The organism is Streptomyces sp. NBC_00775 (assembly GCF_036347135.1).
GTDB lineage: Bacteria > Actinomycetota > Actinomycetes > Streptomycetales > Streptomycetaceae > Streptomyces > Streptomyces lutosisoli.
Window position 1 is genome coordinate 3,022,626 of the sequence record NZ_CP108938.1, and the last position, 22,786, is coordinate 3,045,411.

Genomic DNA, 22,786 nt, shown 5'->3' on the forward strand with positions numbered 1-22,786 from the left:
AGGTCCAGGCCCTGCTGTGACATCGGCGGGTCCAGTCCCCGGTGACCCGATTCTTGTCCTGTGCGGGCCCACTCCCCCGGCACAGGCAACCCACAGGTCCCGTTTCCCTTCCTTCGAGGCGTGAGGGGCTCCCGGTACCGACGGGGCGCCCGCGCTCGAAGTGTGAGGAGGGGGACCCTTGAACCGTACCCGGCGAATAGGTGTCACCGCCGTGGCCGTACTCGCGGCCCTGGCGGGTTCACCGGGACTGGCCCAGGCCCAACAGCCGTCCCAGGCAAAGCCGTTGACGGCGAACGCGGACGGCGCGCTGCCGCCGGGCTGGCGCGTCACCGGGGCGGGCGTCGCGCGTGAGCTGGTCTGGCGGTCGGACAGGGCCGTGCCCATGGGCGACGCCCGTGTCGAGTTCCACGCGGACGGCCGGCTGCTCGGCGCGCCGACGGCATCCAAGGACGGCCGTACGTTCCGGCTCGCCCTCGACGAAGCCACCCCGCTCAAGGACCTTCAAGTCCTGGCGGGCGGGCGCCGGTTGGACGCGCCCGCCGACAACAACACCGGCAAGGGACGGAAGAACTCCCTGGCGGCCGCACAGCCGCCGGCCCAACTCCCGGCGAACTCCGTGGACCCGGGCAAGCCGGGCTCGTACCGCACGGCCACCGGCGAGTACGACCTCGACCCGGTGAAGCTGCCCGGCTTCGCCCAGCCGGTCGAGATGCGGGCCGTCGTGGTCGCGCCCACCGGCGCCACGGGCAAGCGGCCGCTCGCGCTGTTCCTGCACGGCCGCCACACCACCTGCTTCAAGCCGGGCGGGTCGGAGGACGACGTGACCGGGCAGTGGCCCTGCCCGGCCGGCACGAAGTCGATCCCGAGCTACCAGGGCTACCTGAAGGACCAGAAACTGCTGGCCTCCCAGGGCTATGTGACGGTGTCGATCTCCGCGAACGGCATCAACGGCCAGGACGGGGACGTCGAGGACGGCGGTGCGCAGGCGCGCTCCTCGCTCGTGCGGCAGCACCTCGCCCAGTGGGCCGGCTGGGCCGCCCACCCGGGCACCGCCCCGGCGGCCGTGCCCGACGCGGCGAAGGCCGACCTGTCCCGCGTCCTGCTCGTGGGCCACTCGCGTGGCGGCGAGGGCGTCAACCGGGCCGCCATGGACAGCCTCTACCCGCCGCCCGCCGCGCAGGACGGTTACCGCGGCCCGGTGCGCTGGAAGATCCGCGGGACCGTCCTCATCGGACCGACGATCTTCGGCCAGAATCCGGTCGCCGACGTGCCGTCCACGACGATCCTGCCGGGCTGCGACGGTGACGTCTCCGACCTCCAGGGCGAGGTGTACGTCGACGGGACGCGCGGGATCAGCCGGGGCACCGCCCTGCACAGCGCCGTCTACGTGGTCGGCGCCAACCACAACTTCTTCAACACCGAGTGGACGCCGGGCAAGTCCAAGGCGCCCTCCTTCGACGACTTCTGGGACGACCCGGAACAGCGGCCCGACCCGGTGTGCTCCACGGGCACCCGCACCCGGCTGACCGCCGACCAGCAGCACCAGGCGGGCGCCACCTACATCGCCGCCGCGGCACGGTTGTTCGTCGGTGGTGACGACCGGGTACGTCCGCTGCTGGACGGCTCCGGCAGGCGGGCCCCGTCGGCCGACCCGGCCCGTGTGCTGACCCACGCGGTCGGCGCCCGCCGTACGGCCGGGTTCGTGCCCGACGACGGACCGGTGAAGGTGACCGGCGGCAGGCTCTGTTCGGCGATCGACCCCGACCCGGCCGTGGCCTGCCTGCGCCCCGGCACCAAGGGGTCGTCGCCGCACTTCGCGTGGTGGCAGACGGAGAAGGAGGCCGGCCGCAGCGCGGTCGCGCTGAAGTGGTCGGCGCCGGGCACGGCGACCAAGGTCCGCCCCGCCGCTCCGGTGTCCCTCTCCGGCGCCAAGAACCTCGCGCTGCGTGTGTTCGTGCCGCCGAACACGACCGGCACCAAGCTGGACGTCGCCGTCACCGACACCTCCGGCCGCCGGGCCAAGCTCGGCCAGGTCCGGATCGACGGTCTCCCGGGCACCGAGCGCACCGCCTCCTACTGGGCGCGTGAACTGCGCGTCCCGCTGACCGCGGCCACCAGCGCCGGACTCGACCTGAAGCACGTCAAGTCCCTTGAACTGACCCCGCGTTCAGGGTCCGGAAAGGCCTGGCTGATGGACGCCTGGGGCTGGGCCCCCGGTACCCCGGCGGTCAGGGCGGCGGCGCTGCCGCGCGTCGACATCGGCCGTCTCACGGTCAAGGAGGGCAACTCGGGCACCCGCACCTACCACATCCCGGTCCAGGTCTCCGGGCACGGCAGCGGCAAGGTCCGCTTCTCCGTCCTCGACCCGGACACCGGACAGGCCAAGGACAAGCTGGTCACCGTACGACCCGGCGGCAACGCCATCGACGTACCGGTCGTGGTGAAGGGCAACACGCGCTTCGGCTACGACAAGCAGCACGACCTCCTCGCGAAGGCCGTGCACGGCGCCGTCATCGGCTCCTCCCAGGGCGGGGTCACCGCGGTGAACGACGACCCCGAGCCCTCGGTCACCCTGACGCCGGTCACGGACCGGGTCACCGAGGGCGGGACGCTGGCGTGGCGGATCTCCCTCTCCGAGCCCGCCGACGTGGAGATCAGTCAGCCGCTCGGGGTGCTTCCGGTCACCGAGGGCGCCGAGCTGTCCACCAAGGACGTGGACCCGCAGTGGCTGATGAACTACGCCGGTGACGGCCCCGACCCGGAGCGCGCGCTCTCCCAGGCGAACCTGTGGGTGTGGACGAGCGTCCCGGCCGGGGCCACCACCGCCGACTTCACCGTGCCGACGGTGAAGGACCAGCTGGCCGAGCCGGCCGAATCGGTACGCCTCGCCCTGACCGGCGACGACGCCGAGCCGCTTCCCGGCCACCCGGCACTGACGGGCACGGTGGTCGACGCGCCGTAAACCGGCCTGCACAGGGGGCATGGACAGGGGGCATGGACTGGGTGGTCCGTGCCCCCTACGTATTCACGGCGTCACCCGGATCCCGACAGCGGCCCCGCGCCCTCCATGGGCGGCGGGCGCGGGGCCGTTGGTGGTTGCCTCAGCGAGAGGTGAGTTTCCACAGGTGGTCGGCGGTGCCATTGTCGGACCACTGGAGGACCTGGGCACCCGACGACGTGCTCATGCTGTCGACGCCCAGCAGCAGACCGCTGTTGTAGTTGGCGATCTTGTAGTAGCCGTCACGGGCCGGTATGGCCTGCCAGAGATGGTCGGCGGTGCCGTTGTCACCCCAGATCAGGGCCGTACCGCCATCGCTGGTGCTCATGTTGTTGATGCCGAGCAGCAATCCGCTCTTCTCGTTGACGATCTTGTACAGGCCTGATCCCGCGGCCACCAGGGTCCAGTTCTGGTCGGTGCCGGTGGTGGACGTGGCCTGGACGACCGAGGTGCCCTGAGCAGTGCCCGCGTTCACGGTGTCGAGGGCGAGCCCGCTGTTCTTGTTGGTGATCTGGTAGCGCCCGGCCAGCGACGTCGAGGTACCGCTGGGGGTGACGACCAGGTGGTAGCCGTCGGAGGCGTTCATCGTGACGGGCACGGTGATGGAACCGCCACTGACGGTGTAGTCGGTGTCGGAGATGGTGATCGGGCCGGAAGAGGCGGTGGTGCGGCCGGTGTTGGGCGAGTACTCCAGCTTGACGTGGACCGTGCTGCCGAAGGCCGACAGAGAGCTCAGGCCGTTGACCGTGATGGCGCAGGATCCGGTGCAGCCGCCGGCGACGACGCTGATCTGGTTGCCCGCGCCGTTGCGGGAGGCGAGGCCATCGATGCCGGTCTGTGCGGGAGGTGTGGTGACGACCATGTTTCCGGACATGTCGCCGTACCACTTGTACGTCCAGTACGAGCCGTTGGGCGAGCCGCCGGTGTCGGTCAGGGTGTCGCCAAGGGTGCCGTAGTGGTTCCAGAAGGCGAGTTCGGCGTCGCGCACCCCGGTCCGTTCGAACTTGGCGGCATATCCGATGAGGGCTCCGGAGTTGCCCATCTCGTCGGGGGTGCCGTACTCCTCGATATCGATGGGGCGCGGGCTGATGCCGAGACTGGACTCCAGGGAGCGATAGGCGGAGACGTGAGCGGCGATGTCCGCGCTGCCCTGGAGTTCGTGCCAGGCGATGACGTCGGGAACCGTGCCGCTCGCCTTGGCGTCGGTGAGGAACGAGCTCATCCAGGACTGGTTCCACGCCGAGTAGCTCGGCCCCTGGATCGGCGTCGTGGTGTCCTTGGTCCGCACCTCCTTGAAGGTGCGCGCCCAACCCGCGTTGAAAGCACCCGCGTTGGTGGTGTCCCAGGTCCAGTCGGGCTCGTTCCACAGCGCGTACGCGCTGATGTTCGTGGCGCTGGAGGACTGCACCGAGGCGACCTGCTTGTCGACCGCCGACAGCCAGTCGCTCCAGCTCACCCACTTGTAGGGGAAGTTCGGATACCAGTCCGGCATCCGTACGACGACCTTGGCGCCTGCGCTTGCGGCCTTGGAGGCGACGACGAGGGAGTCGCCCGCCGGAGCGGGCTCGCCGTTGGGGAGCTGGCTGCCGCCCGGCGCCATCTGGATGAAGGTATTGGGCTTCAGGGGCTGTACGAGGCTGTCGGAGGGGGTGCTCGCGTTGGCCAGACCGTAGAGGCTGCCCGTGCCGACGTGGGTGACGGACCGCAGATTCTGCGCGGCGTTGACGACCAGCGTGGTCGACGAGGTCGGGGCGGCCTGGGCGGATGCGCCCGTCAGGACGACAGCGGTGGCGGCCAGGGCCGTGGCCACGGCGGCGGCGGTGGCCCGGCCGTGAGGGACTCTGTAACGGTGACGGGGGCTCAGGTATGACATCAGCGGCTCTCCTGAGGGTGGGAAGGGGACTGTCGGTGGCGCGATGTGCGGGTGGGCGGCGCGGATCGGGCCGACCGGTTGCGTGGGGACTCGGACTCTCGTGACGGGCAGGGCGGAGCTCGGCCCCGCCCGGCCGGCGGGCCGGGGGCGGCAGGCATCGTGGATCAGTCTTTGACCGCGCCCGCGGTGACGCCCGCGGCCACGTACCGCTGGGCGAGGACGAGCAGGACCGCTGCGGGCAGGGACGCGACGACGGCGGTGGCCATGATCGCGTTCCATTCCTGGTTGTTGTTGCCGATGTAGTGGTAGATGCCGAGGGTGATGGGGCGCCAGTCGCCGCCGCCGTCAAGGGTGTTGGCGAAGACGAAGTCGGACCAGGCCCACAGGAAGCTGAAGAGGGAGACGGTGACGAGCGCGTTGCGGCTGACCGGCAGGACGATCGACCAGAAGGTACGGAAGGTGCCGGCGCCGTCGATGCGGGACGCGGCGATCAGCTCGCCGGGGATGCCCGACATGAACGCGGTGAAGATCATGACGCCGAACGGCACGGCGATGGTGGAGTCGGCGATGATCAGGCCCCACCAGGAGTTGAGCAGACCGAGGTCCAGGAAGATGCCGTAGAAGCCCATCGCCATGACGATCCCGGGGATCATCTGGGCGACCAGCAGGACGAGACCGAGGAGGCCGCCGCCGCGGGGCCGCAGTTTGGCCAGCGCGAAGCCGGCCGGCGCGGCGAGGACGAGGGTGAGGGCGACCGTGCCGAGGCCGATGAGCAGGCTGGTGCCGAGGTAGGGCATCTGGTCGTTCAGAACGGCGCGGTAGCCCTCGAAGGTGGGATGCAGGGGCAGCAGGTCGGGCGGGCTCTTGCGCATGTCCTGCTGCGGGGTGAGGGACACGTTGAGCATCCAGTACACCGGGAACAGCATGACGGCGGTGAGCAGGACGCCTACGACGGTGTAGAGGCGCGAGCGCCGGGCGGGGCTGTGGGCGGCGGTCATGCTTGCTGCCTCCTCTGGACGCGGATGTACAGCAGCCCGAAGGCGAGGGCGATGAGGATGAGGATGTTGCCGACGGCGGCCCCGGGGCCGAACTTGGGCAGCAGCGTGCCGAACCCGAGTTGGTAGGACCAGGTCGCCAGGGTGGACGAGGAGTCGCCGGGGCCGCCCTTGGTCATGATCCAGATCAGGTCGAACACCTTGAGGGTGTAGACGAGCCCGAGCAGCAGGGTGATCGCCGAGACCGGGCGCAGCAGCGGGAAGGTGATCCGCCGGAACTGCTGCCAGGCGCTCGCACCGTCCAGCGACGCGGCCTCGTACAGCTCGCCGGGGATGTTCTGCAGCCCGCTGTAGAGGATGACCAGGTTGAACGGGATGCCGATCCAGACGTTCGCGATGATCACCGAGGTCAGCGCCCAGTCGGGCGAGGTGAGCCAGTCGACCGGAGCCACGCCCACCAGGTGGAGGGCGTAGTTGAGGACACCGGACTCACTGTTGAACATCCACGACCAGGTCGACGCCGACACGATCAGCGGCAGCAGCCACGGGATCAGGAACAGCGCTCTGAGGGTGCCGGCCAGCCGGAAGTGACGGTTGAAGAACACGGCGAGGGCGAGCCCGGCAACGTACTGGAACGCGATCGACACGAAGGTGAAGATCATGGTGTGGCGTAGTGCCGGGCCGAACGTGGGATCGTCGAAGACGGTCCTGAAGTTGTCCAGCCCGGAGAACGGCGCGTCACCCGCCACGAACGAGCGGACGGTGTAGTCGCGCAGGCTCAGGTCGAGGTTGCGGTAGAGGGGATAGACGTAGAACGCGGCGAGATAGACGGCCAGCGGCGCGAGGAACGCCAGGGCGGTCAGCCGGCTCTTCCGGCGCTGGCGGCGCCGGAGAGCCGGGGCGTCCGTCCGGTCGACGGTGCCGGTCGCCCCGGACCTGACCGGGGACCGCTGTGAGCGGCGGTCGACGCGGGCGGTGGTCATGCGAACTCCTGGATGGGGGTGGCCTGCCCGGGGCGGTGGCGGTGTCCGGGCGGTTGCGAGTGACGTGCGGGTGCCGGAGACAGGGCCCAGGCGCGTGCCGCGAGCGCGTCGGGCGTCTCAGTTCTTGCCCGCGGCCGTCTGCGCGGTATCCAGGGCGGCCTGCGGGCTCTTGCTGCCGGACAGGGCGCCCTGGACGGCGGTCCACATGGGCTGGGAGATGGTCGGGTACTTGGTGCCCAGGCCGCCGCTGGTGCGGCCGCGTGCCGCGGCCACCGCGTCGACCCACGGCTTGAGCTCGGGGTTCGCCTTGACCTGCTCGGCCTGCACCGCCGCGGTCGGGGCCACATACGCCAGCGTCGTGTCCGTGGACAGCAGGTTGGCGGAGCTGGTCAGACAGGTGACGATCTTCTTGGTCACGTCGTAGCGCGAGGTGTCCTTCTGCACCGGGACGGTGACGAACTCGCCGCCGGTCGGCACCGGTGCCGAACCGCCGCTCTGCCCCGGGATGCTGATGACGCCGTACTCGAATCCGGCCTTCGCCGCGTTGCCGAGCTGCCAGGTGCCGTTCTCGCTGAACGCGTAGTCGCCGGTGGCGAACTCCTGCCAGCTGGTGGTCTGGGTGTTCTGCAGGACGTCCTTGGGCGCGTACCCGGCGTCGACCCACTGCTTCCACAGGGTCAGCGCGGCCACGCCCTTCGCCGAGTTGAGCTTGGTCAGGTCACCACCGGCGCCCCAGAACCAGGGCAGGAACTGGAAGCTGCCCTCCTCCGTGTTGATCGCGGAGAAGGTGATGCCCTTCTTGCCGGCGCCCTTCACCTTCTTCAGGGCCGCAGTCAGCGAGTTCCAGTCCTTGATCGAGGCCGGGTCGACGCCCGCGGCGGAGAGGACCTTCTTGTTGTAGTACAGGGCGAGCGTGTTGGCGCCGATCGGCACGCCGTAGGAGGAGCCGTCGATGGTGCCCGCGCCGAGGATGTTCTGCTGGATCGACTTCGTGTCCAGGCCGAGGTCGCTCGTCTTGTTGAGGATCCCCGCTTCCACCATCGTGGACACGACCGGGTTGTCCACGAGCATCACGTCGGGCGCGTTGCCCTGCTGCGCGGCGAGCAGCGCCTTGTTGCCCAGGTCCGAGGTGTCCATGCCGGTGCGCTTGATCTTGACCCCGGCGTCGGTGCCGCACTTGGTGACGAGCTTGCCCCACGGCGAGGACGCGTCGAACTGCGGGTACGGGTCCCAGAAGGTGTACGTCCCGCCGGCGTCGCCGGATCCGGAGGCGGAGGAGTCGGAACCGCCGCCGCAGGCGGCGACGGAGGTGAGCGCGCCGAGGGTGGCGATCGCGGCGATCAAGGTGCGGCGGGAGTTTCTCACGGGTGACCTCGTTGTCTTGGGCAGCTCATGGGGAGCGGTAGGAGAGAAGGAAGAGGGAGATGAGAGGGATGAGGGGGATGAGGGGGCTCAGGAAGTGGGAAGCCAGACGCGCATGCTGCCGTCCTGACGGTTGGCCCACGCGTAGTAGGGGATCGCGGTCAGTTCGAGGGGCGCGTCAGCCGGTGGGGCGTCGGCGGTGCCGGCGGTCCGGTACGGCCACCAGCCCGCGTCGGCGATGTGCCGGCGGTGCCCGGCGGCCACGACGGTGGTGACGCCGCCGAGCAGGTCGGGGCGGTGCTTCACGGCGAGCGGGCCGCCGGTGTCGAGCACCATGTCGTCCAGGCCGCCGCCGGGGTGATCGGCTTCTTCCAGGCAGTACACGAGCGGTCCGCGCTCGATCGCCACGCAGCCGCGTACGGCGTCCACGCGCGGATCCGCGGCGGTGAGACGGGGCTCCAGGCCGAGTTCGAGGACGACCCGGTCGCCGGGCGCCCAGGTGCGCTCCAGCCGCAGCCAGCCGTCGGTGACGGGCGCGTCGGTCTGGTCGTACACCGTGTCCCCGGAGCGGACCCGGTACGCGCCGCACCACTGAGGGATGCGCAGCGAGAGGGTCCAGGGTCGGTCGGCCGGGGTCTCCTCGACGGTCAGGGCGATCGTGCCGTGCCAGGGGTAGTCGGTCTCGGCGCTCACCACGACCGGGGTCCCGCCGAGGTCGCCGGTGTAGCGCCCGGTGACGTACTGGTGGATCTGCAGTCCGCCGGCGTCGTGCGAGGCGAGGTAGTGCTCCAGCGAGGCCAGCAGCCGCATCACGTTCGGCGGGCAGCAGGCACAGCGGAACCAGCGGGTGCGGCGAGCGGACTGGTCACCGCCGGTGTCGGTGTGGCCGTCACGGACCTGGAGCGGGTTGACGTACAGCCAGCGCTCGCCGTCGAGCGATACGCCGGCCAGGAAGCCGTTGTACAGGGTGCGCTCGATCAGGTCGGAGTAGCGGGCCTCGCCGGTGAGCAGGGCCATGCGCCAGCTCCACTGGATCGAGGCGATGGCGGCGCAGGTCTCGCAGTAGGCGCGCTCGTTCGGCAGCTCGTACGGATCGCCGAAGTCCTCCTCGTCGTGGTGGGCGCCGAGCCCGCCGGTGATGTGGGTCTTGCTGGTGGTCATCGCCGCCCACAGGCGTTCCGCGGCCGTGCGAAGTCCGGCCTCGCCGGTCTCGGTGGCCAGGTCGGCCGCGGCGGCCAGCAGGTACAGCTGGCGTACGGCGTGGCCCTCGACGGTGGTCGCCTCGCGCAGCGGTACGCGGTCCTGGCAGTACGCCTCGCCGCCCAGCAGGCCGTGGCCGAAGCGGTCGACGAAGTAGCCGGCGAGGTCCAGGTAGCGGCGCTCCCCGGTCTCCCGGTACAGCTCGACCAGGGCGGTCTCGACCTCCGGATGGCCGTCGACGCCGTCGATGGGCTTGCCGCTGCCGGGCAGGCCGAAGACCGAGTCGATGTGGTCGGCGAACTTCACGGCCACGTCGAGGAGTTCGTCGCGTCCGGTGGCCCGGTGGTGGGCGACGGCGGCCTGGATGAGATGGCCCGCGCAGTACAGCTCGTGGCCCCAGCGCAGGTCCCGGTAGCGCTCGCCGCCCTTGAGCAGCTGGAACCAGGTGTTCAGGTAGCCGTCGGGCTGCTGTGCCCCGGCGACGAGGGAGACGATGCGCTCCACGTCGGCCGCGAGCGGGCTGTCATCCTCGGGCGCCTGTTGGGCGAGTTGCCAGGACGCGGCCTCCAGCCACTTGTAGACGTCCGAGTCCACGAACGGGTACGCGCCCTGGAACTCGCCCTCGGCCGTCCCCGCCACCACCCGCAGATTCCGCAGGTTCCCCGCGGACTCCAGCAACCCGGGGCCCTGCGGGATCGAGGTACGCGCGTTCACCTCACGGCGGGTTTCCCAGAAACCGCCACGCACCTCGACGGTGGCCGGGGCGAGCTCGGCCTTGGCACCCGGGCCCTGACGGACCGGGCCCATGGGGGTGCTTCCCTGCTCGGACGAGGCCGAGGACGTGGAGGAGGGCACGACGGAACGTGGGCGGGGCATGGCTCTCCGGAGAGTTAGAGGGGAAAGCGGACCGAGGATCCGGCGCATGGAGGGAGCGCGGCGTCCCAGGATTCGGACAGGCGGTGCTTCGCCTCTCGGACCCGCTTGAGCAAACGTTTTTCTAACTGGAAACGTAGAAAGGCGGAGAGCGTGCGTCAAGGGGTGTGCACGAGTATTTCGAGGGCCACCGTCGGGGCTGGCCAGCAGTCGTGAACGGTGTCAGGATGTATGTCGCCGATGTCATCCAGGAAAAGGATTGCGCGTGACCGCCGTTCCAGGTTCTCCCCCCACCGGGCGGGCAAAGCTCGCCGACGTTGCCAAGCTGGCCGGCGTCAGTGTCGGGACGGCCTCGAAAGCGCTGAACGGCAGCGGCAGGATGCGGCCAGAGACACGGCAGCGGGTCCTGACCGCCGTGGAGGCGCTCGACTTCCGCCCCAACCAGCATGCGCAGAGCCTGCACACCGGCCGCAGCTGGACCGTCGGGCTGATGACGACCGACGGCATCGGCCGCTTCAGCACTCCCGTCCTGCTCGGCGCCGAGGACGCGCTCGGCGCCGGGAAGATCTCTGTCCTGCTGTGCGACACCCGCGGTGACGTCATCCGCGAGCAGCACCACCTGAGCAACCTCATGGACCGACGGGTGGACGGCATCATCGTGACCGGCCGGCGCACCGACCCACGGCCGCCGCTCAAGGGGATAGAACCGATCCCGACGGTCTACGCGCTCTCGCCGTCCACGGACCCGGACGACATCTCCGTGGTCTCCGACGACCGGAGCGGAGCGCAGCTGGCCATCGAGCACCTGCTGGCGACCGGCCGCACCCGGATCGCGCACGTCACCGGCCCGGCCCACCACGCCGCCGCCCGCGACCGCGCCCGCCACACCGTCGAGCTGCTCGAACGCTCCTCGCTGGAGCTCGCCACCGGCCGGGTCCACTTCGGCGAGTGGAGCGAGGCCTGGGGCCGCCGCGCCGCCGAAGCTGTCCTGCGGACCGCGCCCGACACGGATGCCTTCTTCTGCGGCAACGACCAGATCGCCAGGGGCGTGGCCGACGCGCTGCGCGAGAAGGGGCTGGACGTCCCCGGCAGGGTGGCGATCGTGGGCTATGACAACTGGGACATCATGGCCCTGGCCTGCCGCCCGCCCCTCACCACGATCGACACGGATCTCTCCGAGATCGGCCGTCAGGCCGCCCTGCGCCTGCTGGACGCCATCGGCTCCGAGCCGGAGCCGGGCCTGCACACCGTTCCATGCCGCCTCGTCGTCCGCGAATCGACCTGAGCCGGTTTCCGGTGACCTGAGCCGGTGTCCGGTGACCTGAGCCGGTGTCCGGTGGCCTGCGCCGGTGTCCGGTGGCCTGCGCCGGTCGCACTCGATGAGGGCCTCGGGACGGTCGAGGTCCGGCTCACCGGCCTGGGGTCAGGCCGGCGAACCGGACGCGGCCGACCGGCGGTGAACGTTCCGGCCGGCATCGATCGCCGGCCGGGAGCGACCACGTCCACCGCGTTGGCGGTGAGGCGGAAGCGGTCGCCGAGGTCCGAGAGGCCGACGACCACGGCGGGGCCCGGGGCGGCGTCGAAGACCAGGCGGACGGGGTCCTCGCGGTCGCCGATGGAGAGGGAGTGGATTTCGCAGCTGGGGCGGTCGGCCGCGAAATCCTTTGCTCATCCCTGGCGCTCAGCCCTCGAAGCAGATGTGGACGCGAGGGGCGCCGCCCGGGTCCGGGATCAAGGGCTTGCCGTCCTCCCAGCGGCCCTCGGCGACGGTCTCGCCGGTCTGCGGATCGACGACCCGGTAGGCGTGCGGGACGGGGGCGACATGGGGGGGTGGAGCCACGTGGAGCCGCCGTGTTCGCGGTAGGCGATGTACGGACGGGCGGATCGGTCGTCAGGCCGCGGTGGGCCAGGCCGAGTTCCCAGTTCGGTCCCATGTCGGTGCTCGGCAGGCCGTCCAGGATCCGACGAGACCCACGTACCGGGAGCCGTCGAACTCCAGCGCCTCGCGCCAGCCGCAGCCCGGGGCGAGCAAAAAGTCGTCGTGGTCGCCCTCGTTCCCGTGCAGCCGCCACTGCCAGATGCCCGAGGCGCCGTGGACGACGCCCATCGTGCCGCCCGCACACAGGTTCAGCCACGCCTCATGGCCCTGCCACCAGCCCTCGGCCCGGCCTGGCTCGCCCCTCCGCGCGGGCTTCTCGCGGGACGGCTCGCCGTTGGCCGTGCCCTTCGGGTGTCGCGGCTCGTGCGGGCCTCATGCCGCTCGCGATCGTCGCATGGCATTGACGCGAGATCGTCGTACACCCGTGCGTACCCACGATGTTGATGAACCGCACCCGGACACACTGGCGCACGGCGAACTGCCGCGTTGGGGCCGACCGGGGCCACGCGTCCCCTAAAGCCCCGCGATCGCGTTCCACCGCTTGGCGAACTCCGTACGCTCGCCGGACGTGATGTCGCGGGCGATCGCCAGCCGCTTGCGCATCCCGGCGTCGGGGAAGATCAGCGGGTCCTCGGCGAGGGCGGCGGTGTCCTTGTCCTTGGAGGAGGCGAGGATGTCCTGGGCTGCGGGGACCGGGCAGACGTAGTTGACCCAGGCGGCGAGCTCGGCGGCGACCTCGGGCTCGTAGTAGTAGTCGATGAGCTTCTCCGCGTTGGCCTTGTGGCGGGCCAGGTTGGGGATCATCAGCGACTCGGCCCACAGCTCGGCGCCCTCCTCGGGGACGACGAAGTGGATGTCGGGGTTGTCGGCCTGGAGCTGGATCACGTCACCGGAGTACGCCTGACAGGCCAGGACGTCGCCGCTGGAGAGGTCCTTGATGTAGTCGTTGCCCGTGAAGCGCCGGATCTGGCCGCTGTGCACGTGCTGCTCGACCTGGTCGCAGATCTTGTGGAAGTCGTCCGCGGTCCACTTGGTGACGTCGACGCCGTTGCCCTGCATGAGCAGCGCGAACGCCTCGTCCAGGCCGGAGAGCAGGGTGACCCGGCCCTTGAGGTCGTCGGCCCACAGGTCGGAGACGTGCTTGATCTCGCGGCCGACCTTGCGGCGGTTGTACGCGATGCCGGTGATCCCCGACTGCCACGGCACGCTGGACTTGCGGCCGGGGTCGAAGGCGGGTGAGCGGAGCAGCGGGTCGAGGTACTTGGTGACGTTCGGCTGCTTGGCCCGGTCCATCTCCTGCACCCAGCCGAGGCGCACGAAGCGTGCGCACATCCAGTCACTGATGACGATCAGATCGCGGCCCGTCTGCTGGTGGTTCATCAGGGACGGGCTGATCTTGCCGAAGAACTCGTCGTTGTCGTTGATCTCCTCGACATAGTCGACGGAGATCCCGGTGCGCTTCTCGAAGGCCTCCAGCGTGGGCCGCTTCGAGGGGTCGTTGTCGTCGGTGTCGATGTACAACGGCCAGTTCGCCCACGTCAGCCGCTTGTCGCCGGCGGAGAGGTCGGCCCCGGCCCGGTCCCCGGGTGACACATACGCGGCGGGCACCCCGCATCCCGCCAGGGCGCCGAGCGCGGCACCACCACCGAGGGCGCGCAGCAGGGACCGGCGGGACAGGGACGAGGTCTTCCGATGCACTGGCACGCGGGCAGCATCCCGCGCCCGGCCCTGGACGGACAATGGACGCTGCGTCGAGCGGTGGCCCCACGACCCGACACCCTGTCGATCAGTTGGTCATCGGGCTGGTCAGGTCACACATAGGGCTGATCAACTCGTATGGGGCGCCATGGCGGCCGGTGCGTCCCGGTCGGCCCGCGTCCCTGTCGCCGGCAGGGTGACCGTCACGCTCAGTCCTCCTTCGGGGCGTGGCCGGGCCGCGACCGAACCGCCGTGCGCGGCGGCGACCGCGGCGACGATGGACAGGCCCAGGCCCAGGCCGTCGCGCCCTTGCCCCCGGACGCGTTCGGCGCCCAGGCGGCGGAACGGCTGGAAGAGCCCGGCCACCTGGTCGGGCGGGATGACGCGACCGCTGTTGGCGATCCGCAGGACGGGCTGCCCGCGGTCCGTCCCGGTCCACAGACTGACCCAACTCCCCTCCCACTCAGGGTGGTTGTGCCGCACGGCGTTGTCCGCGAGGTTGACCACCAGCCGCTCGATCAGCTGCGGATCCCCGAGCACGGCCGCGGAGTTGAGCTCGGCGTCCACGCGCGGTCCGCCGTCGTGCTCCGGCAACAGCTCCCGAACGATCTCTGCCAGGTCCATGAACTCCCGCCGCTGAAGCCCCTGTTGGCTGCGCGCCAGCGTCAGCAGCGCGTCGATGAGCCGTTCCTGCTCCTGCCCCGCGGCCCGCACCCGCAGACACGCGGCCCGCAGGGTGGCCACGGAGGCGTCGGGGTCGGCGAGCGCGACGTCCACGATCGTCTGCTGGAGGGTGAGCGGGGTGCGCAGTTCGTGCGAGGCGTTGGCGACGAACTGCTTCTGCGCCTCGAACGCGCCCTCCAGCCGGGCCAGTACGTCGTCGAAGGTGTCCGCCATGGCCTTGAGCTCGTCGTCGGGTCCGGACACCGCGAGGCGCTGCCCGAGATTCTCGGCGGAGATGCGCCGGGCGACGGCGGTCATCGTGCGCAGCGGCGCGAGGACCCGTCCGGCCATCAGCCAGCCGAGGGCCACCGCCGCGACCGTCATCACGGCCAGCGCGATGCCCTCCTCGATCAGCAGCTGGTGCAGCTGGTCGGCGCGCAGGGCCTCGGCGTACATCGTGAGCGTCGGCGGATCGGGGCTCGCCCGGCCCGCACCGCCCGGCAGTCCCGGCCCCTCGAACGAGCTGATGGTCGTCGACGGCTCGGACTTCGACGCCAGGAGATAGGTGAAGCCGAGCAGCGCCGCCCCGGCCACCATGAACAGCGCGCTGTAGAGGAGTGTGAGCCGCCGGCGGATGCTGCGCGGGCCGCGCGGCACCGGCAACCGCCTGACCGTCGGTGACGTCAACAGCCCACGCCCGATGGCCCATTGACGTGTCATCGGATCCGATACCCCGCCCGGTCCACCGTCTCGATCAGCGGCGGCTCCCCCAGCTTGCGGCGCAGCCGGCTCACCGTCACCTTCACGGTCTGGCTGAAGGGATCGGCCGCCTCGTCCCAGGCGCGCTCCAGGAGTTCCTCGGTGGAGACGACGGCGCCCTGTGCGCCGAGGAGGAGTTCCAGTACGGCGAACTCCTTCGGGCTGAGGGCGAGCCCCGAACCGCTGCGGGTCGCCTGTCGTCGCGCCGGGTCGAGGCGTAGCTCTCCCCGGACCAGGACAGGAGGCAGCGCGGGCTGCGCGCGTCGTGCCAACGCCCGTATGCGTGCGACGAGTTCGGCGAACGCGAACGGCTTTGGGAGATAGTCGTCGGCGCCGAGCCCGAGCCCCGCGACCCGGTCGGCGACCGTCCCGGACGCGGTCAGCATCAGCACCCGCGCCCGACTGCCGCCACCGGCCAGCGTCCGGCACACCTGGTCGCCGTGGATCCCGGGCAGATCGCGGTCGAGTACGACGACGTCGTAGCCATTGATCTCGGCGCGCTCCAGGGCGGTCGGACCGTCCAGGGCGAGGTCGACCGCCATGCCCTCCCGGCGCAGCCCGGCGGCCAGGGTCTCGGCGAGCTCTTCGTGGTCCTCGACCACCAGCACACGCATGCCGGTCAGTGTGGCGGCCGGGCGGTTACACGACGATAAGCGTCGCCGTTCCCGTGCCGTAACCGCCTCGGGGCTTGGGTGGAGTACGTCAGCACGGCTGCCCCACCACCAGGAGGAACCCCATGCCCGCTCTGGCCACCCGGCCTCGACGCCTCGCCCTGGCCTGTGCCTTGATCACCGCCGCCACGCTCGGCACGGTCAGCGCGTCCGCGGCCTCGGCGTCCGACACGTCGACCACGCCCACCGTGTCCGCGGGTTCCCAGGCCCCCAAGGGCACAAAGCCGCCCAAGGGCGCGGGGTTCGCGGTCGCGGTCGCGTACACGCCGACCTCGAACGCCCCCGACGACGTCAACACGGCGAACGGCGACTTCGCCGCGTGCATGCGCGAGCAGGGCCAGGAGACCTTCCCCGACTTCCACGCCGCGAAGGACGAGGACGGCGCCGTACGCCTTCTGGTGAGGCTGAAGGGCGACGAGAGCTTCGATCCGGCGGCCAAGAGCTACCGGAACGCCCTGGTCAGCTGCGCGCCGATCCTGAAGAAGGCCGGCATCACCTTCCCGGCGGAACCCGGTCTGCCGCCGCTGCCCGAGCCCGGCAAGAAGCCGCCGTACCTGCACAAGGAGAAGGGCGCCCCCGGCCTGCACACGGAGCAGGGCGGCTCCGACGAGCCGGACCTCCCCTCGCTCAGCAGCGTCACCGAGAAGGCATGAGCGTCGACAACGCCTGACCACCCCGGAGGGGGGAACACCGCGGCCCCGGACGGGATCAACTCCCGTCCGGGGCCGCGCGGTTCATGCGGTGATCAGCTGTCCAGCGACGTCATCACGTGCTTGATGCGGGTGTAGTCCTCGAAGCCGTACGCCGACAGGTCCTTGCCGTAGCCGGACTTCTTGAAGCCGCCGTGCGGCATCTCGGCGACCAGCGGGATGTGGGTGTTGATCCACACGCAGCCGAAGTCGAGGGACTTCGACAGGCGCATCGCGCGGCCGTGGTCCTTCGTCCAGACCGAGGAGGCGAGGGCGTAGTCGACGCCGTTGGCCCACTCGATGGCCTGGGCCTCGTCCGAGAAGGACTGGACGGTGATGACCGGGCCGAAGACCTCGTTCTGGATGATCTCGTCGTCCTGCTTGAGGCCCGAGACGACGGTCGGGGCGTAGAAGTAGCCCTTCTCGCCGACCTGGTGGCCACCGGACTCGACCTTCGCGTGGGCGGGCAGCCGCTCGATGAAGCCGGCGACCTGCTTGAGCTGGTTCGGGTTGTTGAGGGGCCCGTACAGGACGTCCTCGTCGTCCGGCTGGCCCGTCTTCGTCTCGGCGGCGGCCTTGGCGAGCGCGGCCACGAACTCGTCGTGGATGCCTTCCTGGACGAGGACGCGCGTGGCGGCCGTACAGTCCTGGCCCGCGTTGAAGAAGCCCGCGACCGAGATGTCCTCGACGGCCTTGGCGATGTCGGTGTCCTCGAAGACGACGACCGGAGCCTTGCCGCCCAGCTCCAGGTGGACGCGCTTGACGTCCTTGGACGCCGACTCGGCGACCGAGATGCCCGCGCGCACGGAACCGGTGATGGAGGCCATCGCCGGGGTCGGGTGCTCGACCATCAGGCGGCCGGTGTCGCGGTCGCCGGTGATGACGTTGAAGACGCCCTTGGGGAGGATGCCTCCGATGATGTCGGCGATCAGGACGGTGGAGGCCGGGGTGGTGTCCGACGGCTTCAGGACGACCGTGTTGCCTGCGGCGAGCGCGGGGGCGAACTTCCACACCGCCATCATCATCGGGTAGTTCCACGGCGCGACCTGGGCGCAGACGCCGATCGGCTCGCGGCGGATGATCGAGGTCATGCCCTCCATGTACTCGCCGGCCGAGCGGCCCTCGAGCATGCGGGCGGCGCCGGCGAAGAAGCGGATCTGGTCCACCATCGGCGGGATTTCCTCGGACCGGGTCAGCCCGATCGGCTTGCCGGTGTTCTCCACCTCGGCCGCGATGAGCTCCTCGGCCCGCTCCTCGAACGCGTCCGCGATCTTCAGGAGGGCCTTCTGGCGCTCGGACGGGGTCTGGTCGCGCCAGGCCGGGAAGGCCTCGGCGGCGGCCGCCATCGCGGCGTCGACGTCCGCCTGGCCGGAGAGCGGCGCGGTCGCGTACGCCTCGCCGGTCGCGGGGTTGACCACCTCCGTGGTCCGTCCATCGGCGGCATCGCGGAACTCTCCGTCGATGTAATTGCGCAGACGACGCAGCTCGGTGCTCACTGCCCGGCCCTCCTGTCGGATGTCCAACGACTCAGGTGTCCACTACCTGAGATGCCTGAGGGTCCCACCCTAATCCGTGGCTCCACGTTTTCAACACCCCTGGTCGCCTCAGAACTGCGAAATCCGCAAGACACGTACCCGTAAACAACGAATTTCATCGCTACGGCCTTGCGGAACTGTCGAGACGTCGTGCACAGTGAGCTCGTGGCCAGTCGAAGCGCAGACCCCAGGGACTCCCGCGAGTCCAGGAACGGCAGTCCCCAGCTGGACGCCGTCTCCCTCGCCATCATCGAGCAGCTCCAACAGGACGGACGCCGCCCGTACGCCGCCATAGGCAAGGCCGTCGGCCTTTCCGAGGCGGCCGTGCGCCAGCGCGTCCAGAAGCTGCTCGATCAGGGCGTGATGCAGATCGTCGCCGTCACGGACCCGCTCACCGTGGGATTCCGCAGGCAGGCGATGGTGGGCATCAATGTCGAGGGCGACCTCGACCCGGTGGCCGAAGCACTGACTGCCATGTCGGAAGTCGAGTACGTGGTGATGACCGCGGGCTCGTTCGACCTCCTCGTAGAAGTCGTCTGCGAGGACGACGACCACCTGCTGGACGTCATCAACAAACGCATCCGGGCCCTGCCCGGCGTGCGCTCCACCGAGAGCTTCGTCTACCTGAAGCTCAAGAAGCAGACCTACATGTGGGGAACCCGATAGCCGTGAGCACCAAGGACCTCAGCAAGACCGCGTACGACCACCTGTGGATGCACTTCACCCGCATGTCCTCGTACGAGAACGCGCCCGTTCCCACCATCGTCCGTGGTGAGGGCACCTACATCTACGACGACAAGGGCAAGCGCTACCTCGACGGTCTTGCGGGCCTGTTCGTGGTCCAGGCCGGCCACGGCCGCGTGGAGCTGGCCGAGACCGCCTTCAAGCAGGCGCAGGAGCTGGCCTTCTTCCCGATCTGGTCCTACGCCCACCCCAAGGCCATCGAGCTCGCCGAGCGCCTCGCGCACTACGCGCCGGGCGACCTGAACAAGGTGTTCTACTCCACGGGCGGCGGCGAGGCCGTCGAGACCGCGTGGAAGCTGGCGAAGCAGTACCACAAGCTCACCGGCAACCACACGAAGTACAAGGTCATCTCGCGCGCGGTCGCCTACCACGGCACCCCGCAGGGCGCCCTGTCCATCACCGGCCTGCCGGCCCTGAAGGCCCCCTTCGAGCCGCTCGTCCCGGGCGCGCACAAGGTCCCGAACACCAACATCTACCGCGCCCCGATCCACGGCGACGACCCCGAGGCCTTCGGCCGCTGGGCCGCCGACCAGATCGAGCAGGAGATCCTCTTCGAGGGCCCCGAGACCGTCGCGGCCGTCTTCCTGGAGCCGGTGCAGAACGCCGGTGGCTGCTTCCCGCCGCCGCCCGGCTACTTCCAGCGCGTGCGCGAGATCTGCGACCAGTACAACGTGCTGCTCGTCTCCGACGAGGTCATCTGCGCCTTCGGCCGCCTCGGCACGATGTTCGCCTGTGACAAGTTCGACTACATCCCGGACATCATCACCTGCGCCAAGGGCATGACCTCGGGCTACTCCCCGATCGGTGCCACGATCGTCTCGGACCGCATCGCCGAGCCGTTCTACAAGGGCGACAACACCTTCCTGCACGGCTACACCTTCGGCGGGCACCCGGTCTCCGCGGCCGTGGCGCTCACCAACCTCGACATCTTCGAGCGCGAGGGCCTCAACCAGCACGTGCTGGACAACGAGGCGAACTTCCTGCAGACCCTGCAGAAGCTGCACGACCTGCCGATCGTCGGCGACGTCCGCGGCAACGGCTTCTTCTACGGCATCGAGCTGGTGAAGGACAAGGCCACCAAGGAGACCTTCACGGACGAGGAGTCGGAGCGCGTGCTCTACGGCTTCGTCTCCAAGAAGCTCTTCGAGTACGGCCTCTACTGCCGCGCCGACGACCGCGGTGACCCGGTCATCCAGCTGTCGCCGCCGCTGATCTCCGACCAGTCGACCTTCGACGAGATCGAGGGGATCATCCGTCAGGTGCTGACGGAGGCGTGGACGAAGCTGTAAACGCCGCGCAACTGATCAACTGATCAACATCGGCCCCGGTGCCGTCCGTTCGAGTGAGAAACGGCGGCCCGGGGCCGCGTGCTGTCCGGCCTCCCGCCGCCGAATACCTAGCGTGCCCAGTGACCGATCGGCCCTGCCTTCGTTCCCCCGTCCGGGGGACTTGGCTCGGTGAATCAGATCTGAACGAGGTGTACGCGATGGTGGCCCCGCCGGACAACGACGTGCTCTGGGCACGCGCCCTGCACGTCAAGCACAACGGCTCGCCCGCGCTCAGCGGTGTCTCGCTCGGCATCCGCGAGGGCGAGATCCTGGCCGTCGGCGGCCCGCGCGGCAGCGGCAAGACGACTCTCCTGCGGTGCCTGTCGGGCCAGCTACTGCCCCAGCAGGGCGAGGTCTGGTTCAACAGCGCGCCCGTGCACACCATGGGCCCGCTCACCCGCGAACGGCTGCGCCGTGACCGCTTCGGCTGGATCGACCCGGCCCCGGTGCTGCTCCCCGAGCTGAACGCCTGGGAGAACGCGGCGCTGCCCCTGATGCTGCGCGGCTGCGGACGCCGGACCGCCAAGACCACCGCCCTGGAGTGGCTGGAGCGCCTCGACATCGGCGGCTGCGCCCGCAAGCGCCCGCACGCCCTGCTCCAGGCCGAGCGGCAGCGCGTCGCCATCGCCCGCGCGCTGGTCCCCGCCCCCACCGTGCTCTTCGCCGACGAGCCCACCGCCCCGCTGCACCGCGCCGACCGCGCCCATGTGCTGCGTACGCTCACCACGGCGGCCCGCTCGCACGGCATCACGGTCGTCCTCGCCACGCACGACGCGGACACCGCGGCGCTCGCCGACCGCACGGTGTCGCTGCTCGACGGACGGCGCGTGAACACCGTCCACCTGCCCCCGGTCGCCGAGGCGGAAGGCCGGGCCGCGTGCTCGCTCTCCGTCTAGCGCGCGGGGCCCAGCCCCTCGTCCAGGTCCGCCGGCTCCTGGTCGCCGCCGCCTCGGCGGGCACCGGGTTCCTGCTGCTGTGCACGCTGGGGTACGCGATCGCGCATCCGGACGCCTCGGCCGCCAGTGTCCTGCGCCTTGCCTGGTGTGTCGTCCCGCTCGCCGCCACGGTGTACTTCGCGGTCGCGGTCGCCCGCACCGACCCCGGCACCCGCCCCCGCCCCGGCCTCTCCGCCATCGGCCTCGGCCCGGGCCGCCTGATGGCCGTCGCCGCCGTCACCACGGCCCTGTCCACCACCCTCGGCTCCCTGCTCGCCCTGCTCTTCTTCCTCCATCTGCGCGGCGACCTGACGGGTATGCCGTTCGACGGCGCGGCGGCGGAGTTCCTCGCCGCGGACGAGCCCCTCCCGCTGCCCGCGGCCCTCACCCTGCTGACCCTGGTGCCGGTCGCGGCCTCCGTGGCGGCGGCGCTCGTCCTGCGCCCGCACGGCGGAAAGCCGCAGGGGGGCACACGGTCGTACGGCCGTACGTGGATCGCGGCGCGGCAGAGCGTGCTGGGCAACGCGGCGGGACGCGGGACCCGGCGGGGCGGGCGGCACGCGGGCGGCGGTCGTGGAACGTCCACGGTGGTCGGCACGGCTGCCGCTGCCGGCACAGCGAACGCGGCTGAGGCGAGTGCGGACGCGGGTCCCCCCACCGGGCACGACCTCCCTGTGCCCCAGGAGGACACGGCGGCCCACGACGGCCCCGACTTCCACTGGACGGCGGAGGAGTACGCCTCCGAGGACGCCCGCCGAGGTGTGCGCGAGCCCTCCGGCGCCCGCGCGGACGTGGTCGATCACGATCACTCCGGTCTCCCGGCCCCGTACGACGGATTCGAGTCGCTCAACGGGTCCGCTCACACCGGCGAACCCATGCCCGAACCCACCCCCGAGCTGGACCCCAGCCGGCTCCCGCCCCCCGAGTCCACCCCGGGCGGCCTCCCCTGGGGCGCGGCCGCGCTGGCCGCGGGCCTCGCCGTGGAGACGTACGCGAGCCGTTCGGCCGCTGCGGCCCCCGGGCTCGAACTGCCCGGCGGTTTCGTGGGCGGTCCGGCCGGAGTGCTGGTCGGCTGGGTGCTGACGGCGGTCGGCCTGGCGCTGGCGGGGCCGGCGATCACGTATCTGTGCGGGCGGCTGTTGCAGGCCGTACGGCCCGGTGCGCTGCGGCTGCTCGCCGGGCGGGTGCTGCAGGCGGAGTCGCGGCGCATCGGGCAGCCGCTGGGCGTGGTGTGCGCGGTGGCGTCGGGCGGGTACGCCATGGCGACGCTGTACACGGGCGCCCGGCCCGACTTCGGCCCGTTGACCACCCTCGGCGCCCTGCTGGTCGCCGGGTGCACGCTGCTGACCCTGGCGACGGCCGCCGTCGAGGCGAAGCAGGCGCGCGCGGACACCACGGCGGCGCTGCTGCGGCTCGGGGCGCCCAGCACGTTGCTCCGCGGCGCCGCGGCCCTGCGCGTCGGCGCGCTGCTCGCCCTGTTCGCCCCGCTGACCTGGGCGGTCGCCGAGCTGGCCGCGCTCCCCCTGGGCCGCTGAACCCCGTACGAAAGAGATACGGAAAAGTTCCGCGCCGAGCGATGAGTTCGGCACCGACCCCCGGTC

Annotated in this window: 17 protein-coding genes and 2 pseudogenes; 7 read left to right on the forward strand and 12 right to left on the reverse strand. The window is 70.7% G+C overall.

Going from position 1 to position 22,786, the window contains the following annotated elements:
* Nucleotides 1–178 precede the first annotated feature (178 nt).
* Entirely contained in the window at nt 179–2,962 is a 2,784-nt protein-coding gene (locus OIC96_RS13395; RefSeq protein WP_330307609.1) for a hypothetical protein, read from the forward strand.
* A 139-nt stretch (nt 2,963–3,101) separates the two neighbouring features.
* On the opposite strand, the gene OIC96_RS13400 is transcribed toward OIC96_RS13395, so the two are convergent.
* The 5 genes from OIC96_RS13400 to OIC96_RS13420 form a co-directional block, all read right to left on the reverse strand.
* On the reverse strand, nt 3,102–4,808 hold the full coding sequence (locus tag OIC96_RS13400) for an RICIN domain-containing protein (RefSeq protein ID WP_330307608.1): 1,707 nt from the start codon (nt 4,806–4,808) through the stop codon (nt 3,102–3,104).
* A 227-nt stretch (nt 4,809–5,035) separates the two neighbouring features.
* Nucleotides 5,036–5,869: a carbohydrate ABC transporter permease gene (locus tag OIC96_RS13405; RefSeq protein WP_330307607.1), complete on the reverse strand. Its 834-nt coding sequence runs from the start codon at nt 5,867–5,869 to the stop codon at nt 5,036–5,038.
* Nucleotides 5,866–6,849 (reverse strand): carbohydrate ABC transporter permease, encoded by a 984-nt coding sequence (locus OIC96_RS13410; RefSeq protein ID WP_330307606.1) that lies wholly within the window; start codon nt 6,847–6,849, stop codon nt 5,866–5,868. The genes OIC96_RS13405 and OIC96_RS13410 overlap by 4 nt, the downstream gene beginning before the upstream one ends.
* Before the next feature lie 117 nt (nt 6,850–6,966).
* Nucleotides 6,967–8,214: a sugar ABC transporter substrate-binding protein gene (locus tag OIC96_RS13415; RefSeq protein WP_330307605.1), complete on the reverse strand. Its 1,248-nt coding sequence runs from the start codon at nt 8,212–8,214 to the stop codon at nt 6,967–6,969.
* Between the two features lie 87 nt (nt 8,215–8,301).
* The gene (locus tag OIC96_RS13420; RefSeq protein ID WP_330307604.1) at nt 8,302–10,287 is read right to left on the reverse strand and encodes a glycoside hydrolase family 127 protein; all 1,986 of its coding nucleotides are present in this window, start codon (nt 10,285–10,287) and stop codon (nt 8,302–8,304) included.
* Nucleotides 10,288–10,549: 262 nt separating this feature from the next.
* Here OIC96_RS13420 and OIC96_RS13425 point away from each other — a divergent pair, with 262 nt between their 5' ends.
* Nucleotides 10,550–11,569: a LacI family DNA-binding transcriptional regulator gene (locus OIC96_RS13425; RefSeq protein WP_330307603.1), complete on the forward strand. Its 1,020-nt coding sequence runs from the start codon at nt 10,550–10,552 to the stop codon at nt 11,567–11,569.
* A gap of 65 nt (nt 11,570–11,634) precedes the next feature.
* Here the strand turns inward: OIC96_RS13425 and OIC96_RS49880 are convergent.
* The 6 genes and pseudogenes from OIC96_RS49880 to OIC96_RS13455 form a co-directional block, all read right to left on the reverse strand.
* Nucleotides 11,635–11,937: pseudogene (locus OIC96_RS49880) on the reverse strand (L-arabinose isomerase); the annotation flags it as partial.
* A gap of 28 nt (nt 11,938–11,965) precedes the next feature.
* A complete protein-coding gene (locus OIC96_RS13435) occupies nt 11,966–12,124 on the reverse strand; it encodes a hypothetical protein (RefSeq protein ID WP_330307602.1) in 159 nt (52 codons plus the stop codon).
* A gap of 51 nt (nt 12,125–12,175) precedes the next feature.
* Nucleotides 12,176–12,502 (reverse strand): annotated as a pseudogene (locus tag OIC96_RS13440) (apiosidase-like domain-containing protein); the annotation flags it as partial.
* 174 nt (nt 12,503–12,676) lie between these two features.
* On the reverse strand, nt 12,677–13,867 hold the full coding sequence (locus OIC96_RS13445) for an ABC transporter substrate-binding protein (RefSeq protein ID WP_330307601.1): 1,191 nt from the start codon (nt 13,865–13,867) through the stop codon (nt 12,677–12,679).
* A gap of 123 nt (nt 13,868–13,990) precedes the next feature.
* Nucleotides 13,991–15,181 (reverse strand): sensor histidine kinase, encoded by a 1,191-nt coding sequence (locus OIC96_RS13450; protein WP_330310302.1) that lies wholly within the window; start codon nt 15,179–15,181, stop codon nt 13,991–13,993.
* Nucleotides 15,182–15,240: 59 nt separating this feature from the next.
* Nucleotides 15,241–15,897 (reverse strand): response regulator transcription factor, encoded by a 657-nt coding sequence (locus OIC96_RS13455; RefSeq protein ID WP_330307600.1) that lies wholly within the window; start codon nt 15,895–15,897, stop codon nt 15,241–15,243.
* A 122-nt stretch (nt 15,898–16,019) separates the two neighbouring features.
* Here OIC96_RS13455 and OIC96_RS13460 point away from each other — a divergent pair, with 122 nt between their 5' ends.
* Complete coding sequence (locus tag OIC96_RS13460; RefSeq protein WP_330307599.1) at nt 16,020–16,607, forward strand: hypothetical protein; 588 nt, start codon at nt 16,020–16,022, stop codon at nt 16,605–16,607.
* Between the two features lie 92 nt (nt 16,608–16,699).
* On the opposite strand, the gene OIC96_RS13465 is transcribed toward OIC96_RS13460, so the two are convergent.
* Nucleotides 16,700–18,139 carry a gamma-aminobutyraldehyde dehydrogenase gene (locus OIC96_RS13465; protein ID WP_330307598.1) on the reverse strand — a complete coding sequence of 480 codons (1,440 nt, stop codon included), beginning with the start codon at nt 18,137–18,139 and terminating at the stop codon, nt 16,700–16,702.
* A 189-nt stretch (nt 18,140–18,328) separates the two neighbouring features.
* Here OIC96_RS13465 and OIC96_RS13470 point away from each other — a divergent pair, with 189 nt between their 5' ends.
* From OIC96_RS13470 to OIC96_RS13485, 4 genes are all read left to right on the forward strand, one after another.
* Nucleotides 18,329–18,844 (forward strand): Lrp/AsnC family transcriptional regulator, encoded by a 516-nt coding sequence (locus tag OIC96_RS13470; RefSeq protein WP_327432057.1) that lies wholly within the window; start codon nt 18,329–18,331, stop codon nt 18,842–18,844.
* The gene (locus OIC96_RS13475; protein WP_330307597.1) at nt 18,829–20,211 is read left to right on the forward strand and encodes an aspartate aminotransferase family protein; all 1,383 of its coding nucleotides are present in this window, start codon (nt 18,829–18,831) and stop codon (nt 20,209–20,211) included. Before OIC96_RS13470 ends, OIC96_RS13475 begins: the two co-directional genes overlap by 16 nt.
* A 197-nt stretch (nt 20,212–20,408) precedes the next feature.
* On the forward strand, nt 20,409–21,146 hold the full coding sequence (locus tag OIC96_RS13480) for an ABC transporter ATP-binding protein (protein WP_327432055.1): 738 nt from the start codon (nt 20,409–20,411) through the stop codon (nt 21,144–21,146).
* On the forward strand, nt 21,128–22,720 hold the full coding sequence (locus tag OIC96_RS13485; RefSeq protein WP_330307596.1) for a hypothetical protein: 1,593 nt from the start codon (nt 21,128–21,130) through the stop codon (nt 22,718–22,720). Before OIC96_RS13480 ends, OIC96_RS13485 begins: the two co-directional genes overlap by 19 nt.
* Nucleotides 22,721–22,786: the final 66 nt, after the last annotated feature.

Excerpts from the sequence above, each read along its gene's own strand:
- OIC96_RS13480 (WP_327432055.1), top strand. The coding sequence starts at position 20,409 with ATGGTGGCCCCGCCGGACAACGACGTGCTCTGGGCACGCGCCCTGCAC.
- OIC96_RS13405 (WP_330307607.1), bottom strand. The coding sequence starts at position 5,869 with ATGACCGCCGCCCACAGCCCCGCCCGGCGCTCGCGCCTCTACACCGTC.
- OIC96_RS13455 (WP_330307600.1), bottom strand. The coding sequence starts at position 15,897 with ATGCGTGTGCTGGTGGTCGAGGACCACGAAGAGCTCGCCGAGACCCTG.
- OIC96_RS13460 (WP_330307599.1), top strand. The coding sequence starts at position 16,020 with ATGCCCGCTCTGGCCACCCGGCCTCGACGCCTCGCCCTGGCCTGTGCC.
- OIC96_RS13420 (WP_330307604.1), bottom strand. The coding sequence starts at position 10,287 with ATGCCCCGCCCACGTTCCGTCGTGCCCTCCTCCACGTCCTCGGCCTCG.
- OIC96_RS13410 (WP_330307606.1), bottom strand. The coding sequence starts at position 6,849 with ATGACCACCGCCCGCGTCGACCGCCGCTCACAGCGGTCCCCGGTCAGG.